The sequence below is a fragment of the Flavobacterium azooxidireducens genome, from assembly GCF_023195775.1.
GTDB lineage: Bacteria > Bacteroidota > Bacteroidia > Flavobacteriales > Flavobacteriaceae > Flavobacterium > Flavobacterium azooxidireducens.
This window is the reverse complement of record NZ_CP096205.1, coordinates 3,061,727-3,079,658: the sequence shown is the minus strand read 5'-3', so window position 1 is coordinate 3,079,658 and position 17,932 is coordinate 3,061,727. Positions and strand designations below refer to the sequence as shown.

The window sequence follows — 17,932 nt, the reverse complement described above, 5'->3', positions numbered from 1 at the left end:
TTATCCCACTTATTATTCTTCTAATAATGAGTGGGTTTGTCTTTTCACAGACTCCAGATTACAAAAAAGTTGAAAAAATGTCTGCAGAAGGCAGAAATTATTCCGTTATCAAATATTTAACTCCTTTTCAAACATTAAAAAACAAAGAAGAATTAGCAAAAGTCTATAAATACATGGCTTCGGCCTACAGCAAAAACAATCAAGAAGACAAATCTTTTGAATATTACACTAAATCAAAATTAAAATATTTAGAAGCAGGAAACAAAGAACAGTCGATGGAAGTTACATTAGACATCGCCTATCTATGTAGTACTCAAAATCATAACTTAGAAACTGCAAAAAAAATAATTCAAGAATACATTGTTTTTGCAAAAGAAACGGGTAAAGACAACTTGTTAGCTAATGGCTATTATAATTGGGCAACCTTACTGATTGAAGACAATCCTAATGAAAGTAAAATGTTTTTTAAAAAGGCTTTAGAACACAACAATAAAGCATTTAACGAAAAAACATATATAACGATTAATAATAATTTAGGAGTCTTATATAATGAAATGCTTCAAAAACCGGATTCAGCTTTATATTATTTTAATAAAAATTTAGATTTAACAATTAAAACAAATGATCTAAATGAAATTTGTACAAATTACATCAACATAGCGGGATGTTATTATTACAAAAGTGAATACAACAAGGCTATTGAGTTTTTAAACAAAGCGAATGAGTTAGAAATTAATGCTTATGTTGATAAAACAAAAAGTTTGATTCATAATTTCCTCTCTATTAATTATGAAGCTTTAGGTGATTATGAAAAAGGATACAAAAATCTATACAAACACACGCAAATCCAAAACAAAATCAATGAAGAATTACAGAGCATAAAAGTTTCCGAATTACAAATTTTCTATGAAACTAAAGAAAAAGATTTAGAAAACAAAGCATTAAAGAACCAAAATAGTTTATTGGAGAGTAAACGAAAAATAAATCTATTAGTGCTTTTTGTATTAATTGGTGTACTAATTTCGATTATCATAATTTCTTTATTAACGGTTAAAAATGCAAAAAAGAAACAACTAATAGCTGAACAAGAAAAACTGCTCGAAAAACAAAAGTTAGCCACCACCTTAAAAGAACATGAACTTCAAAACATTGATTTAATGTTAGAAAGTCAGGAAAATGAGCGAATAAAAATGGCCAATGAACTCCATGACAATTTAGGAAGTATGTTAGCAACATTGAAATTAAACTTCCAAAACCTTAAACGTCAAAAGGAAGGATTAATAGATGAAGAAAACAAACTCTACGAAAAAACGGATGATTTAATTGAAGAAGCCTATCAAAAAGTACGTGACATGGCTCATTTAAAAAATACCGGTATTATTGGAAATGAAGGTTTGGTTCCGGCTGTTAAAAAAATGGCCGATAAAATGAGTATTTTAAATCTTTTAGAAATAAATGTTATACCTTTTGGATTAAAAGATAGATTAGACAATAAATTAGAAGTCAGCCTTTTCCGTATGATTCAGGAATTGTGCACCAACATCATTAAACACGCCAAAGCCAGTGAAGTAAATATTTATCTAACCCAACATAACGGTACAGATATTAATTTAATAATTGAAGACAACGGTATTGGTTTTGATCCTAAAGCAGTAAAATCTAGCGAAGGAATGGGGTTAAAAAACATTGAAAAAAAAGTAGAACAAATGGGTGGTACTTTTTCTATTGATACTATTAAAAATAAAGGAACAACTATTATAATTGATATTCCACTATGATACGAATTGTAATTGCAGAAGACCATCAAGCATTAATTGATGGAATCAAACTCATGATTGAATTTGAGTCTGATATTGAAGTGGTTGGCGAGGCAAATGATGGCGAAGAATTAATCGAAATTGTGAAGCTAAAAAAACCGGATATTGTTTTAACAGATATTCGAATGCCAAAATGTGATGGAATTTGTGCCACCAAAGCTATCATGGAAAATTTTTCTGAAACTAAAGTTATCGGCTTTAGTATGTTTGAACAAACCGAAGCCATCAGTCAAATGCAAACTGCCGGAGCAAAGGGATATATTCTTAAAAATTCTTCGTTAAAAAAAGTATTAGAAGCCATAAGAACTGTAGCAAAAGGCGGAATTTATTTTGATGATGCCATCACCACCCACGATTGGCTAACCAAAGAAGAAATAATATTAAGTAAAAGAGAAAAAGAAATTTTACAACTCATCGGTGAAGGCAAAACATCACAAGAAATTGCAGATACTTTATTTATTGGCAAAACAACTGTTGACACACACCGTAAAAACATTATCAAAAAAATCAACATTCACGGAAAAACAGATTTGATTCGGTTTGCGGTTGAACGAAAATATGATTTTTAATATCTTCAAAAAACAAAGAAAGTCCCCACTACAAGGACTTTCTTCTAAATTTCCAAAAACTACTAACACGGTTAGAGTTATTAATTAACAAATTAACTAAGACAAAGTTAGTTTATATAGTTATACCAAAACATCCCTATAAGTAGGTATTTTTCAATTATTTTTTAGTTGAATTAGTATTGAAAATTATCCAAAAACTTCTTCCTTCTCGCCATCAAAACTAGCAAAAACCATACTTGGATGAGAATCTTGATGATACATATTTCCGTTTTTATCAATAGCAATTGCTCCAGCAAAACCATCAAAAGGCTTGAGTTCGTTGAAGGTTTTTTCAAAAGCCGCTTCCAATGAAAAACCATCTGTTACACGAGTGACAATTTTTGGTGCCACTGCCCCACTCACAATATCTTCGCCAACACCGGTTAGACTTACACCACAGAACTCATTGGCATAATTTCCGGCTACGGTTGCAGAATCCGAAATACGTCCCGGAATTTCAAAACCTTTTCCACCGGTTGAAGTCGCTACCGCAATTTTTCCATCATTATCTAACGCTACGCAACCTACAGTTCCCGTTCCGGTAGATTTTAATTTGGCTTCATATTCTGCTTTACGTTGTGGAATTTCAGTTGAAAAAGCTTCAAAACCATTTTTTCTGGCAAAATTTGTTGCTCCGCTTCCACCCAAAATTCGATCATCTACATTCATCAAAACTTCGGCTACTTGAATAGGATTTTTTACATCTTCAATATTAATTACGCCACTCATTTTCATAGAAGTTCCATCCATCAAAGCTGCACTCATTCTGATTTTTCCGTCACTTTGAATTTGCGAACCAATTCCGGCATTAAACAATTCGTCGTCTTCCAACAACGAAACAGCATAAACAACAGTTTCTAAAGCAGAATGTATTTGTAAATATTCATACGAATCTTTTACAATCTGAATTAATGCTTTTTGTTTTGCAATTTTCGTTTCGAGATTCGTTGATGATTCGGAGAAAAATCCGCCGTGAATGATTATTTTAGACATAATTGAAAATTAAAAAGAACACAGATTAAAGAAATTTTATACTTTTTATAATTTCTACAATCTGCGTCCCAAAATATTTAAAAAATTTACTATTAAATGTATTGCGAAGAATGAATGTGCATTTTAAACGTACTCAAATCAAACGTATCATGAATACTCAAAACATGCGTAACCAAATGATTGATTGAAATCGGCTGACCTAATTCAACTTGTGTTAAATTGGTGTCTTTAATCTCGCGACCATCTACCAAAATAACCAATCCGGAACCAATCGCTTCCATTTTTGTATTATTGGTGATTAAAAGTCCGGTATCTTCTCCTAAACCAATTCCCAATACTTTCGGATTACCAACAACCGCTTGAAACAAACGACCAATTCGGCCACGTTGAACAAAATGCGTATCAATAATTACATCATCAATTAAGCCCAAACCACTCGTGATTTTTACTTCACCTTTCAAAAGTGCTTCGTGACTACTTCCTTGATAAATCATATTATTGGATGCTGCCGCTGCTCCCGCAGAAGTTCCTGCATAAATAAAATGTTCGTTTTTATATTTATCCAAAATAATGTCATGCAACTTCGAACCGCCTAAAATAGATGACAATCGAAGTTGATCTCCGCCCGTAAACATCACAATATCTGCTGCTTTGATACGATCTAAAACTTCTTCTTCGCCGGCTTGTTCACGTCTTTCAATATGAAGCACATCTACGTTGGAAGCGTTCAAATATTGAAAAGCTTTTACATATTCAGGACCAACTTCTCTCGGAATTTTTGATGCAGTGGTGATGACTTCAATTCTTGAATTTTCTTTATGTTTTGATTCGTCAATGATACGTTTGATGATTCCTTTTTCAAAAAAATTCATATTTTTCGAAACATCTTTATCAAAACTCGATTCAGTAAAACTGCCTTTATCAACAGCTCCGCCAATAATAATTAATTTTCCTTTGGTATTCATGCAGCAAAAATAACAAAATCTTAAAACTAAATCGAAGTTTTACTATAAATGAATTCTACAAATAACAATTAATTCATTAATAATAGCAGAAATTAATGCTCCTTCAATAAAAAATTTAGAACCATAAAATTCTGAAAATCAAAACAAAAAATTCATTTTTAATGACAATTCAAATAAATTTTGATAAACCACACAAAAAAATTATTTTAGTAAAGTAAATATTTCTTATTTTTAACAAAATCATTACACAAAAACGAAACTAACCACTCTTTCAATTTAAGTTTTATGAAAATATTAAAAGTACAAGCTCTTCGCGGACCAAACATTTGGAGTGTTCAACGAAAAAAATTAATTCAAATGCGTTTGGATTTGGAAGAAATGGAACAATTCCCTACCAATAAAATTGACGGATTTAGAGAACGTCTCGAAGCAATGTTTCCTACAATGATTGAGCACAGATGTTCTGAAGGTGTTCGAGGCGGATTTTTTATGCGAATTGAAAGAGGAACTTGGATGGGACATGTCATTGAACATATTGCTCTCGAAATTCAAACCCTTGCCGGAATGGAAACCGGTTTTGGAAGAACCAGAGAAACCAAAACACCCGGAATTTACAATGTAGTTTTTAGTTATACCGAAGAAAATGTTGGAATGTTTGCCGCTGAAAGTTCCGTTAGAATTGCAGAAGCATTGATTGCCGGAACCGATTTTGACTTGGAAGCTGATATTCAAAAAATGAGGGAAATCAGAGAACGTGTTCGACTTGGTCCTTCCACCGGAAGCATTGTTGAAGAAGCCGTTTCAAGAGATATTCCGTGGATTCGATTAGGAACAAATTCATTAGTTCAACTAGGATATGGTGTTCATCAAATGCGTTTTCAAGCCACAATTACTTGCAAAACCAGCAATATTGCTGTGGACATTGCTTGCAATAAAGAAGAAACCAAACGTATGTTAGACATGGCTTCCATTCCGGTTGCCAGCGGTTCGATTTGTGTGGATGTAGAAGATTTGGAAGCAACAATCAAAAAAATTGGTTATCCAATAGTATTAAAACCCTTGGATGGAAATCACGGAAAAGGTGCATCAATCAATGTTGTGACATGGGAAGATGCTGTAGAAGGTTTAGCTCACGCTCAAAAATACAGCCGTCGTGTTATTGTTGAAAAATTTATCACCGGATTCGATTTTAGAGTTTTAGTGATTGATAATAAATTAGTTGCAGCCGCAAAACGTGTTCCTGCTCACGTAGTTGGTGATGGTAAAAAAACAATTCAAGAATTGATTGATATTACCAACCTCGATCCAAAAAGAGGTTATGGTCACGAAAATGTGTTAACCGAAATTACAGTTGATCGAGACACAACTGATTTGTTGGAAAAAATGAATTACTCTTTGGAAACTATTCCAAATAATGGCGAAACGGTTTATTTAAAATCTACCGCAAATTTGAGCACGGGAGGAACTTCGGTGGATGTGACCGACATGATGCATCCCGAAAACATCTTTTTAGCCGAACGAATTTCACGCGTAATTGGTTTGGATGTTTGCGGAATCGATATTATGGCAGAAAATCTTACTCAACCTTTAAAAGAAAATGGTGGTGTAATTTTGGAAGTAAATGCCGCTCCGGGATTCAGAATGCACTTAGCTCCTTCAGAAGGATTGCCTAGAAACGTTGCCGCACCTGTAATTGATATGCTTTATCCTCCGGGAAAACCAAGTCGAATTCCGATTATTGCGGTAACGGGAACGAATGGAAAAACGACCACTACCCGATTGTTAGCTCACATTGTAAAAAATAATGGTTATAAAGTTGGTTTTACGACTTCGGACGGAATTTACATTCAAAACCATATGTTGGAAAAAGGTGACACCACTGGGCCAATTAGTGCAGAATATATTTTGAAAGATCCAACGGTAGAATTTGCGGTTTTGGAAACGGCTCGTGGTGGAATTCTCCGATCCGGATTAGGTTTTAATCGATGTGATATTGCTTTGATTACCAATATTCGTGAAGACCATTTGGGTCTAAATGACATTGATAATTTAGATGATTTAGCTCGTGTAAAAAGCGTTGTTGTTCGAAGTGTAAAAAAAGACGGTTGGGCAATTTTAAATGCTGAAGATGAATATTGCATGAAAATTGCCAACGACTTAAGTTGCAACATTGCTTATTTTTCGATGGATGAAGATACGCCACTCGTGAAAAAATTGAGCAAAGAAGGAAAAATTGTAGCGGTTTATGAAAATGGTTTCATTACCATTAAAAAAGGAGATTGGAAAATTAGAGTCGAAAAAGCTCTTCATATTCCGTTGACGTTGGGCGGAAAAGCGAAGTTTATGATTCAAAATGTATTGGCTGCAACTTTAGCCAGTTATTTGTATGGATTTAAAACGGATGACATTAGTCTTTCCTTGCAAACGTTTATTCCGAGTGTGGCACAAACCCCAGGAAGAATGAATATTTTTGAATTTAAACGATTCAAAGTGATGATTGATTTTGCTCATAATCCTGCTGGTTATTTGGCTATTGAAGATTTATTAAACAATATCGAAGCGACAAGAAAAATCGGAATCATTGCCGGAGTTGGTGACAGAAGAGATGAAGATATTCGTGATTGTGCCGTAATTGCCGCTAGAATGTTTGACCATATTATCATCCGTCAGGAAAAACACTTGCGTGGAAGAACAGAACAGGAAATCATCGATTTAATTTTGGAAGGAATTCAAAAAGCGAATCGTCCGGTTACTTATGAAATTATTCCAAAAGAAATTGAGGCCATCAAACACGCGATTAATATTGCTGATGACGGAACTTTTATTACCGCTTTAAGTGATGTGGTTACGAATGCGATTGGAATTGTTCAGGAATATTTGGATAAGGAGAATGAGGAGAATTTGAATTGATTTGACATAAAACTTTGACAAAGTTTTGAACTTTGTCAAAGTTGAATGATAAAAAAATCCAAAATTAATTTAAACTTTAATTTTGGATTTTTTATTTTGAAAATTATTACGTTTTCTGTTTCTTTTTCTTCGCCGCCGGAAACAAAACGTTATTTAAAATTAATCGATAGCCGGGTGAATTTGGGTGCAAATCTAAAACGGTTGGTGCATCGCCTACTAAATGTTGGTAATCTTCCGGATCGTGACCACCAAAAAAGGTGAACATTCCTTTTCCTTTGGTTCCGTGGATGTATCGAGCTTCGCCGTTGTACTGATTTTGTCCCATCACTAAGACGTGCGATTTTACTAAGTCACTATCAAAAGAAGTAGTTTGTCCCATAAAACCTTTGACTAACATTGTATGATTTTGACAAAGCATCGTTGGAATCGGATCCCATTTGGCAGAATATTCCATTAAAGTGAAATAATCTTTTTCCATAGGCATTCGTCTTTTTGTCGTCATATCAATATCCGAGAATTCGTAAACGGTTGGTGTTCTTTCCAAAATAAAATCTTTAAAAGCAAAAGTTCTGGAATAATCTATTTTTGATTGATAATTGGGTTCGCTTTCGTCTCCATCAAACATCGGTTCACAAATATCAACACCTTCTGCAGAAAGAGCAATATCAAAACTATCGGTTGCCGAACACATCGCAAACATAAATCCGCCACCTATCACGAAGTCACGAATTTTTTTGGCTACAGCCAATTTAGATTCTGACACTTTTGAATAACCTAATTTTGTGGCTAATGCTTCGGCTTCTTTTTTCTGTTCAATATACCAAGGTGCATTTCGATAAGCTCCAAAAAACTTTCCATATTGACCGGAAAAATCTTCGTGATGCAAATGCAACCAATCGTATAAAAGCAATTGGTCGGATAACACTTCTTCGTCATAAACTGCTTTAAACGGAATTTCGGCATAAGTTAAAACCAACGTTACTGCATCATCCCAAGGTTGTTTTCCTTTTGGAGTATAAACAGCAATTTTAGGAGCTTTTTCTAACACCACCGATTCCATATTTTGGGATGGACTGCTTATTTCTTCCAAAATTTGATTGGCTTGACTTTCGGATAAAAGTTCAAAAGAAACCCCTCGAATCTGGCATTCTTTTCTAATTTCAGGAGCATCTGGTAATAAAAAAGAACCACCACGATAATTGAGTAACCAACTGGCTTTGTAATCATTTTCTAAAGCCCAATAGGTTATTCCGTAGGCTTTTAAGTGATTTTGTTGCGTGCTTTCATCCATCGGTAAAAGAATGAAATTGGCTTTTACCGACAGGGTAATCAAAAATATAAATAAGTAAAAAATCGTTTTTTTCAAAATCTGCAATTTTTTTAATTGGCAAAAAAAAGTTCTTAAGTCAAAGATAAACGATTTTGTGTGAAGAAAATGATAAAAAAATCATAACCATATAAGTCATGTAAGTATAAAGAAATAACTTATATGACTTATATGGTAAAAATTTAACTATTAAAACGGTACATCTGAATCGTCTTCTTCCGCATTCATATTACTTCCAAACGCTTCGTTGGCAGAAGGAAGATTTTTGGTTATGAAGGTAGTTTCTTCTGCATTCATTCGTGAAGGTAAATCGCCAAAACCGGATGAATAGTCATCTAAATTATCAAATTTACCAAGGTTTCCGATGAATTTCAGACGAATATTTTCTAAACTTCCGTTACGGTGTTTTGCGATGATAAATTCGGCTTGACCTTCTGTTGGCGAACGCTCATCGTCATCCCATTCATCAATTTTATAATATTCCGGACGATAAATGAACGATACGATATCGGCATCTTGCTCGATTGCACCCGATTCACGAAGATCGGAAAGCAATGGTCTTTTGCTGGAGCCACGCGTTTCAACCGCACGAGAAAGCTGAGAAAGAGCAATAACCGGAACGCTTAATTCTTTGGCTAATGCTTTTAAATTTCGAGAAATCGTTGAAATTTCCTGTTCCCGATTTCCGCCACCTTTTCCGCCACCGCCGGCAGTCATTAATTGAAGGTAATCGACTATTATTAATTTTATTCCGTGTTGGGATGACAAACGTCTCGCTTTTGCACGTAAATCAAAAATGGAAAGTGAAGGTGTATCATCAATAAAAAGTGGTGCTTTTTCAAGGTTTTTTACTTTCACACTCAATTGTTCCCACTCGTGTTTTTCTAGTTTTCCGGTTCTTAATTTTTCGGAAGACAATCCTGTTTCTGAGGAAATTAAACGCGTAATTAACTGAACGGAAGACATCTCTAACGAGAAAACTGCAACCGGTTGATGAAAGTCGATGGCCATATTTCGAGCCATTGAAAGTACGAATGCTGTATTATGTGTAACGGTCATGTCTTCTAATAAGAACAATCTGTTTCCGTCAATTTCAAAACCATAATAATCATCAACACAATCAAACTCGACTTTAATTCCAGTCACTTTCCAATCTACTTTAGAATTCCATTCTCTGGCTTTCTTTCGTTCTATTTTTGTTGGAATTTCATTGATGTTTCCAAAAATTCTCAATCGAAAAGCTTCTCCTTCAAATCCTGTTGATTTTATGGACGTTTTTTTCTTTTTTAATGAAGTTCTGTATCCTAACGAATCACATAAAAATTTAATTTGTCGGGCTAATTTTTCGTCTTTTTGAACGATTTCGAAACAATTGAATTCGGAAGTATAATAGCCATCTGCATCAATAATTCCTCCCAATAATTCTAATCTATTTTGTTTGGAATTGATAAGATATGATTGCGGAATATGCTTGTTTTGAATTAGATTTAATTTACGCAATTCCGTTTGAATACAAGTTGAAAATTCTTCGGATGTGTGTTTGTTTCTGTTAACAATTCCGTAACCATTTGTTTTATCTACTTGCTCATAGACCACTAATTCTGATTCTAAACGATTAGCGTAATCTTCTAAATAATGAATAACTTCGGCATCAATATTTGTAATTCTTTGGCTGTAAGAATGTCCATCGCCTAACCACAAACCAAGATAATAAGGCTCTAATGAAACTGGCTTTTCAGAAAAATCAACGGCAACTTTATATCCTTTATAATTTGATTTGAATTTTTCTGATTTTTCTAAATAATCTTTGACTGTGATATTTAAAACATCTCCTTTTTTATATCCACCTTCATTTCTACTTCTTTTTAACGAAAGTATATGGCTTTCATTTACTCGATAAGAAATGGCTTTATTTTGATGAATCCAATACATTTTTTCTCGACCACGAGCAATCGATTTTACCATTCTTGGATTAGAATCATCGCCCATCAGCAATTCTCCCGGTGCTATATCTTCAACTTTTTTCAATGTTCCATCAAACATAAGAACGTTTGTTCCTTTGCCTAAACATTTTCCCATACCCGGTCTTGCCGCAATAATAATCAAATCACTGGGTTGCCAACCTGAAGTTACTTTATCTAACTTATCAAAACCAGTTGCAACTCCACTCAATCCTTCTTTATTGGCAATTTCTTCGATTCTTTTTTTCGCTTGAATAACCAAACTTTGTGCAGTTTCAGAACTCCGTTTGATGTTTCCTTGCGTTACTTCGTATAATTTGGACTCGGCTTTGTCTAATAAATCAAAAACATCGGTTGTTTCGTCATAGGCATCTTGAGCTATTTCAGCTGAAATAGTTATTAAACGTCTCATTATATATTTTTGCAAAACTATCCTAGCATGAAACTCAATATGAGCTGAAGAGGATATTTTTTGTGTTAATTGAATCAAGTAAAAATCTCCCCCAGCAATTTCTAATTTACCTATACTCTTCAATTTTGCTGATACTGTCAATAAATCAATTGGTTCAGAGTCGGTAAATAACTGATAAATTGCTTCAAAAATAGCTTGATGTCTATTATCATAAAATGTTTCAGAAGTTAAAAGATCAATTACTTCATCAACTCCTTTTTTATCAATCATCATTGCACCAAGAACAGCCTCCTCCAAATCTCTAGCTTGTGGTTGTATTTTACCAGCATCTAAAGCAATCAATTTAGGGTCTTCACTTCTTTTATAACTTGTATTCTTATTACTATCCATTTTGCAAAATTAATTCTAATCTTCGATTAAAATTTTATAATTTATCCGAAAAAACCAAAACTTATGTTCATAAAAGCTTTCAAAATGTTCACAAGCGAAAAAAATAATGATATTCTTTTTTCGTGACAAAATCAAAAGTCTGACTGACAATATCTTGAAAATATTTTTCTTTACTATTTTAAGAAAAAAACAAAATTTGTTAAAAATAACTTTAACTGTTAACAACTTATTTTTATTGTTGATAACGCAAAAAAAATCCGAAGTTTCAGGGCTTCGGATTTTAGTATAATATTGTAAGAATTATTCTTTGAACTCGCCCATCTTACTGTATTTATCCATCCTTTGAGCCACTAGCTCAGTTGTTGATAAATCTTTCAATTCGTTGTATCCTTTGATAATATATTGTTCAACAGTTTTAAATGTTGTTTCTCTGTCGTAATGAGCTCCTCCAAGTGGTTCCGGGATAATTTCATCAATTAACTTCTGTTTTTTCATATCATAAGAAGTCAATTTTAAAGCTTCGGCAGCTTGTTCTTTATATTCCCAACTTCTCCATAAAATGGAAGAACAAGATTCGGGAGAAATAACAGAATACCATGTGTTTTCTAGCATATAAACTCTGTCTCCTACACCAATTCCTAATGCTCCACCGGAAGCACCTTCACCAACGATAACAGTAATAATTGGTGTTTTTAAACGCAACATTTCAAAAATATTTCTGGCAATTGCTTCACCCTGTCCACGTTCTTCGGCTTCTAAACCCGGATAAGCTCCCGGAGTGTCGATTAAGGTAATAACGGGAATTCCAAATTTTTCAGCCATTTTCATCAAACGAAGAGCTTTTCTGTATCCTTCCGGATTTGCCATTCCGAAATTTCTAAACTGACGTGTTTTGGTATTAAAACCTTTTTGTTGACCAACAATCATAAACGACTGACCGCCAATTTTTCCTAATCCACCAATCATTGCCTTGTCGTCTTTGAAATTTCTATCGCCAAAAAGCTCTAAAAACGTTCCGCCACACAAAGCTCTCACGTGATCCATTGTGTATGGACGACTTGGATGACGCGACAATTGTACACGCTGCCAAGCGGAAAGGTTTTTGTATATTTTTTTCTTAGTTTCTTCTAATTTTTTTTCGATTTGTTTGCACGTTGCGGTAACATCCACATTCGATTCTTCACCGATAATTTGGCATTTGTCCAATTGATCTTCCAATTCTTTGATAGGAAGTTCAAAATCTAAATATTCCATAGGTTTCGACAGATTTTAGTTTAGTTTGATTAGCAAAGATAGAATTTTATCTTGTTAAGAAAAGCTATTTTTAATGTTAAGTTTTAAAAAATTGAAAAATTAATCTCGTTTATTTTTAAGTCTGTATTTAATAATTCCGTTTAAAACGACGGTTAATAAAATTATAATTGCACCAAAATAAAATTCTTGGCTCATTTTTTCTTTGTCTTTAAAAATTAGCAGTGCCAAAATTATTCCGTAAATAGGTTCAAGATTAATAGTTAGCATTACTGTATATGGACTAATGAATTTCATCACTTTTACAGATGCGATAAATGCATACGCAGTGCAAACTGAGCTTAGAATAATTAAATAAACCCAATCTGATGGCTGTAATATAAAGAACTCTCTTGAAAAACTTCCCGTGAACAACAAATAAATTGAAAAACACAAAACACCTCCAAAAAGTTCATAAAATGAAATGACTGTTGAATCATACATTTTAGCATATTTTCCATTAATCACAGAAAAAAGTGCGGATAAAAAGGCCGATGTTAACGCTAAAATAATTCCTAAATAATAATCACCTTCAAAATTAAAAATGATATAAAGGCCACCAACTACGATTAATCCAAAGAAAACTTCATACCAAACAACTTTTCTTTTGTATAAAATAGGTTCTAAAAAAGAGGTAAAAAATGCTCCGGTAGACAAACATGCCAGTGTTACTGAAACATTTGACACTTTTATAGCTTTAAAAAAAGTTAGCCAATGCAAGGCAATTACTAATCCTAAAAGTAAAAAAGCAAATATTGTTTTGCGTGGGATTGTTAAATCAATTTTTTTATAAAAAATAAAAATTACAATAAATCCAACAGCCATTAGCATTCTGAACCAAACGAGCGGCAATGCATCAAGCGAAATTAATTCGCCCAAAATGGCTGTAAATCCCCAAATAAAGACAATTAAATGAAGATGTAAATAACTTTTTACGTTATCGTTTTGCATTTCTGAGCAAATAAATAGCTAATAAACCAAAAACAAAATTGGGAAACCAAACCGCTACGAAAGGTGGAATACTTGATTTTTCTGCCATCGTACCGAAAATTTTATCGAAGAAAATATAAGTAAATGCAATCACAATTCCGATGGCTAAGTTTACCCCCATTCCTCCTCTTCGTTTCATAGATGAAACTGCAACTGCAATAATTGTTAATATAAATGCTGCTACAGGTAAACTATATTTTCTATATAAAACAACTAAATAGGTATTGATATTTGCGTTACCTCTTGCCTTTTCTTTATCAATAAACCGAACTAAATCAGGCAACGTAAGCGTTTCCGCAATATAAATTACCGGTGTTAAATCTTCTAAATCGAAACTAAAAACAGTATCTTTTTTTTCTAATTTTTCTAAAACATCACCCAAAGGCCCAACCGTTCGTTTTTGATAATTGAACATTGTATAAGTGCTGTCTTTTTCATTCCATTTCAATCGATTAGCAGTTATTTTATATTCTAATTTTTCTTCTTTAAATTTTTCTAAAGTGAAATTGAAAGCCGTTTTTGAAACCGAATTAAAGTTGCTCACATATAAAAATTCATCATCACTAATCTGACGAAAAACATTCGAATTCTGTCTTATTTCTCTATTGTTTTTTAAATAAGTATAGCGAAAATCATTGAAACCTTTACTGGCTTTTGGCACAATAAAAAATCCTGCCAGCAAAGCAAAAACAGAAACTATACTTGCACCCATAATATAAGGTCTTAAAAATCTGGAAAAAGAAATTCCGGAACTCAAAATGGCGATAATTTCAGTATTATTTGCCAATTTTGAAGTAAACCAAATAACTGAAAGAAACAAAAAAATCGGAAATAATAAATTGGCAAAATAAACCGTAAAATCTAAATAATACATCGCAACGGCCGAAAATGGAACTTTACTTTCTAAAATTTTATTGATTTTTTCGGCTACATCAATCACGATACCGATGGGTATGAATAGCAAAAGCATCACCGTAAAAGTAGCTAAGTATCGTTTTAGAATGTATTTATCAATTATTTTCATTTAGAAAATGATGTTGGATTGTAGATTATTCGATTGTTAGATTATTCGATTTTTGGATTGTTCGATTTTTGGATATTATAGGCGTTGACTCATTTGCTTTACCATTTGCTCTTTCCAAACTCTGAAATCTCCTGCAATAATATGTTTTCTGGCTTCGCGAACCAGCCACATATAAAATCCAAGATTATGAATGGTGGCAATTTGTTTGCCAAGATACTCATTTGCAGCAAACAAATGGCGTAAATAGGCTTTTGTGTATTCTGTATCAACAAAAGTGATTCCCATTTCATCAATTGGTGAAAAATCATCTTCCCATTTCTTATTTTTAATGTTGATTGAACCGTTTGCTGTAAAAAGCATTCCGTTTCGTGCGTTTCTCGTTGGCATTACGCAATCAAACATATCAATTCCCAATGCGATATTTTCCAAAATGTTGATTGGCGTTCCCACTCCCATCAAATAACGAGGTTTATCTTGTGGTAAAATGGCAGTAACCACTTCGGTCATTGCATACATTTCTTCTGCCGGTTCACCAACTGAAAGTCCGCCAATTGCATTTCCTTGTGCTCCCGAATTGGCAATATATTCTGCGGATTGCTGACGTAAATCTTTGTAGGTACTTCCTTGAACAATTGGAAAGAAAGTTTGTTCATAACCATATTTAAAAGGAAGTTTTTCTAAATGATTAATGCATCTGTCTAACCAACGATGCGTCATATGCATCGAACGTCTGGCATAATTATAATCACATGGATAAGGTGTACATTCGTCAAAAGCCATAATAATATCAGCTCCAATTGTACGTTGAATTTCCATCACATTTTCAGGTGAAAAGAAATGATAAGATCCATCAATATGACTTTTAAACTTCACACCTTCTTCTTTAATTTTTCGATTAGATGAAAGTGAATATACTTGATAACCGCCACTATCAGTCAAAATATTGCGATCCCAATTCATAAATTTATGCAAACCTCCTGCTTTCTCAAGGATTTCGGTTTGTGGTCGAAGGTATAAATGATAGGTATTTCCTAATATAATATCCGGATTAATATCGTTTTTCAATTCACGTTGGTGTACTCCTTTTACAGAAGCAACGGTTCCAACAGGCATAAAAATAGGTGTTTCTATCACACCATGATCGGTGGTAATCGAACCGGCACGGGCTTGCGAATGAGGGTCAGTCGTCAATAAATCAAACTTCATATCTTTTTTTTACAATTGGCAAAGATAAAAGAATTCGTATTTGTTGCGTCTGTTTTATGAATAATTTATACAAGACTATCATAGGTTTACTAACAATTTATCTTGAAAACTTTCCCAAATTCTAGTTAACCGAATTAGTCAAAATATAATAATTGAATTACCTTTGCCGAAGTTTAACTTTTATCATAAAATGAAACCCAACACACAACAACTAAACGACTTTTCAACACAAGTCAGAAGAGACATTCTTCGCATGGTTCACGCCGTAAACTCCGGTCATCCAGGAGGTTCTTTGGGATGTACAGAATTTTTTGTCGCTTTATACCAAGTTTTAATGGACAGAAAAGAAGGCTTTGATATGGATGGAAAAGAGGAAGATTTATTTTTCTTATCAAACGGTCACATTTCGCCAGTTTTCTACAGTGTTTTAGCTAGAAGTGGTTATTTTCCTGTATCGGAATTAGCAACTTTTCGATTAATTAATTCAAGATTACAAGGACATCCTACTACGCACGAAGGTTTACCTGGAATTCGCATTGCATCAGGTTCACTTGGGCAAGGAATGTCAGTTGCTATTGGAGCTGCTTTAGCAAAAAAATTAAATAATGATTCACATTTAGTTTACTCGCTTCACGGCGATGGCGAATTGCAAGAAGGTCAAAATTGGGAAGCAATAATGTATGCTTCGGCTTATAAAGTGGATAACTACATTGCTACCATCGATTTAAATGGAAAACAAATTGACGGTGCAACCGACGAAGTTTTGCCAATGGGCGACATTAAAGCAAAATTTGTCGCATTTGGATGGGATGTTTTAGAAATCAAAGAAGGAAATAACATTGAAGCAATAATTTCCGGAATGACTGAAGCGAAAGCAAAAACCGGTAAAGGAAAACCTGTTTGTGTTTTATTACACACTGAGATGGGCAATGGTGTTGATTATATGATGCACACCCACGCATGGCACGGAAAAGCTCCAAATGATGAGCAATTAGAAAAAGCATTGGCTCAGAACTTACCAACTTTAGGCGATTATTAAAACTTTGAACATCTCATGAAAAAATATATAAATACAGGAAATAAAGACACTCGTTCCGGTTTTGGAGCAGGCTTGACTGAATTAGGTCAGAAAAACGAAAAAGTAGTTGCACTTTGTGCCGACTTAATCGGATCATTAAAAATGGATGATTTTAAAAAGAATCATCCTGAACGTTTTTTTCAAATCGGAATTGCTGAAGCAAATATGATTGGTATTGCTGCCGGATTAACTATTGGTGGAAAAATTCCTTTTACAGGAACTTTTGCTAATTTTTCTACAGGAAGAGTTTATGACCAAATTCGTCAATCGGTTGCCTATTCTGATAAAAATGTAAAAATATGTGCTTCGCATGCCGGACTTACTTTAGGTGAAGACGGTGCAACACACCAAATTTTGGAAGATATTGGTTTGATGAAAATGCTTCCGGGAATGACTGTAATCAATACCTGTGATTACAATCAAACCAAAGCAGCAACATTAGCTATTGCCGATCATCATGGTCCGGTTTATTTACGTTTTGGTCGTCCGAGCGTTGCCAATTTCACACCTGAAAATGGTGAATTTGTAATTGGAAAAGCTGTTATGTTAAATGAAGGAACAGACGTAACCATCATTGCAACAGGCCATTTAGTTTGGGAAGCTTTACTTGCTGCCGAAAAATTGGAAGAGAAAGGAATTTCTGCCGAAGTAATTAATATTCATACAATAAAACCATTAGACGAAGAAGCAATTTTAAAATCGGTTGCAAAAACGGGTTGTGTGGTTACAGCTGAAGAGCACAATATTTTAGGTGGTTTAGGTGAAAGTGTAGCGAGAACATTATCGTTAAACAATCCTATTCCGCAAGAATACGTGGCTGTTCAAGATAGTTTTGGCGAAAGTGGAACACCTGCTCAATTGATGGAAAAATATCAATTGAATTCACAAGCAATTATTGAGAAGACTGAAAAAGTTATCAAAAGAAAATAAATTACCCTTTTTACCTCAAAAAAAATCCCGA

Annotated in this window: 13 protein-coding genes; 5 read left to right on the top strand and 8 right to left on the bottom strand. The window is 33.7% G+C overall.

Features of this window, described 5'->3' with window-relative positions; genetic code table 11:
• Nucleotides 1-77 precede the first annotated feature (77 nt).
• Together M0M57_RS13260 and M0M57_RS13255 are read left to right on the top strand one after the other, a co-directional pair.
• A complete protein-coding gene (locus M0M57_RS13260; protein ID WP_248433511.1) occupies nt 78-1,778 on the top strand; it encodes a tetratricopeptide repeat-containing sensor histidine kinase in 1,701 nt (566 codons plus the stop codon).
• A complete protein-coding gene (locus tag M0M57_RS13255; protein ID WP_248433510.1) occupies nt 1,775-2,386 on the top strand; it encodes a response regulator in 612 nt (203 codons plus the stop codon). The genes M0M57_RS13260 and M0M57_RS13255 overlap by 4 nt, the downstream gene beginning before the upstream one ends.
• A 186-nt stretch (nt 2,387-2,572) precedes the next feature.
• On the opposite strand, the gene M0M57_RS13250 is transcribed toward M0M57_RS13255, so the two are convergent.
• Both M0M57_RS13250 and M0M57_RS13245 read right to left on the bottom strand, forming a co-directional pair.
• The gene (locus tag M0M57_RS13250; protein ID WP_248433509.1) at nt 2,573-3,418 is read right to left on the bottom strand and encodes an isoaspartyl peptidase/L-asparaginase; all 846 of its coding nucleotides are present in this window, start codon (nt 3,416-3,418) and stop codon (nt 2,573-2,575) included.
• Nucleotides 3,419-3,510: 92 nt separating this feature from the next.
• Nucleotides 3,511-4,383: a cyanophycinase gene (locus tag M0M57_RS13245; protein WP_248433508.1), complete on the bottom strand. Its 873-nt coding sequence runs from the start codon at nt 4,381-4,383 to the stop codon at nt 3,511-3,513.
• A gap of 285 nt (nt 4,384-4,668) precedes the next feature.
• On the opposite strand from M0M57_RS13245, the gene cphA reads away from it, so the two are divergent.
• A complete protein-coding gene (cphA, locus tag M0M57_RS13240; RefSeq protein WP_248433506.1) occupies nt 4,669-7,293 on the top strand; it encodes a cyanophycin synthetase in 2,625 nt (874 codons plus the stop codon).
• A 106-nt stretch (nt 7,294-7,399) separates the two neighbouring features.
• Here the strand turns inward: cphA and M0M57_RS13235 are convergent, their stop codons facing one another.
• From M0M57_RS13235 to tgt, 6 genes are all read right to left on the bottom strand, one after another.
• Nucleotides 7,400-8,584: an asparagine synthetase B gene (locus tag M0M57_RS13235; protein WP_407647489.1), complete on the bottom strand. Its 1,185-nt coding sequence runs from the start codon at nt 8,582-8,584 to the stop codon at nt 7,400-7,402.
• 225 nt (nt 8,585-8,809) lie between these two features.
• Nucleotides 8,810-11,383 (bottom strand): replicative DNA helicase, encoded by a 2,574-nt coding sequence (gene dnaB, locus M0M57_RS13230; RefSeq protein ID WP_248433503.1) that lies wholly within the window; start codon nt 11,381-11,383, stop codon nt 8,810-8,812.
• Between the two features lie 300 nt (nt 11,384-11,683).
• Complete coding sequence (locus M0M57_RS13225; protein ID WP_248433502.1) at nt 11,684-12,637, bottom strand: acetyl-CoA carboxylase carboxyltransferase subunit alpha; 954 nt, start codon at nt 12,635-12,637, stop codon at nt 11,684-11,686.
• Nucleotides 12,638-12,736: 99 nt separating this feature from the next.
• Entirely contained in the window at nt 12,737-13,624 is an 888-nt protein-coding gene (locus M0M57_RS13220; protein WP_248433501.1) for a DMT family transporter, read from the bottom strand.
• Nucleotides 13,611-14,687 carry an LptF/LptG family permease gene (locus M0M57_RS13215; RefSeq protein ID WP_248433500.1) on the bottom strand — a complete coding sequence of 359 codons (1,077 nt, stop codon included), beginning with the start codon at nt 14,685-14,687 and terminating at the stop codon, nt 13,611-13,613. Before M0M57_RS13215 ends, M0M57_RS13220 begins: the two co-directional genes overlap by 14 nt.
• Nucleotides 14,688-14,762: 75 nt before the next feature.
• On the bottom strand, nt 14,763-15,893 hold the full coding sequence (tgt, locus tag M0M57_RS13210; protein ID WP_248433499.1) for a tRNA guanosine(34) transglycosylase Tgt: 1,131 nt from the start codon (nt 15,891-15,893) through the stop codon (nt 14,763-14,765).
• 190 nt (nt 15,894-16,083) lie between these two features.
• Here tgt and M0M57_RS13205 point away from each other — a divergent pair, with 190 nt between their 5' ends.
• Together M0M57_RS13205 and M0M57_RS13200 are read left to right on the top strand one after the other, a co-directional pair.
• Nucleotides 16,084-16,932, top strand: a complete 849-nt coding sequence (locus tag M0M57_RS13205) for a transketolase (protein ID WP_248433498.1) — start codon at nt 16,084-16,086, stop codon at nt 16,930-16,932.
• 15 nt (nt 16,933-16,947) lie between these two features.
• On the top strand, nt 16,948-17,901 hold the full coding sequence (locus M0M57_RS13200; RefSeq protein ID WP_248433497.1) for a transketolase family protein: 954 nt from the start codon (nt 16,948-16,950) through the stop codon (nt 17,899-17,901).
• The last annotated feature ends 31 nt before the right edge of the window (nt 17,902-17,932 follow it).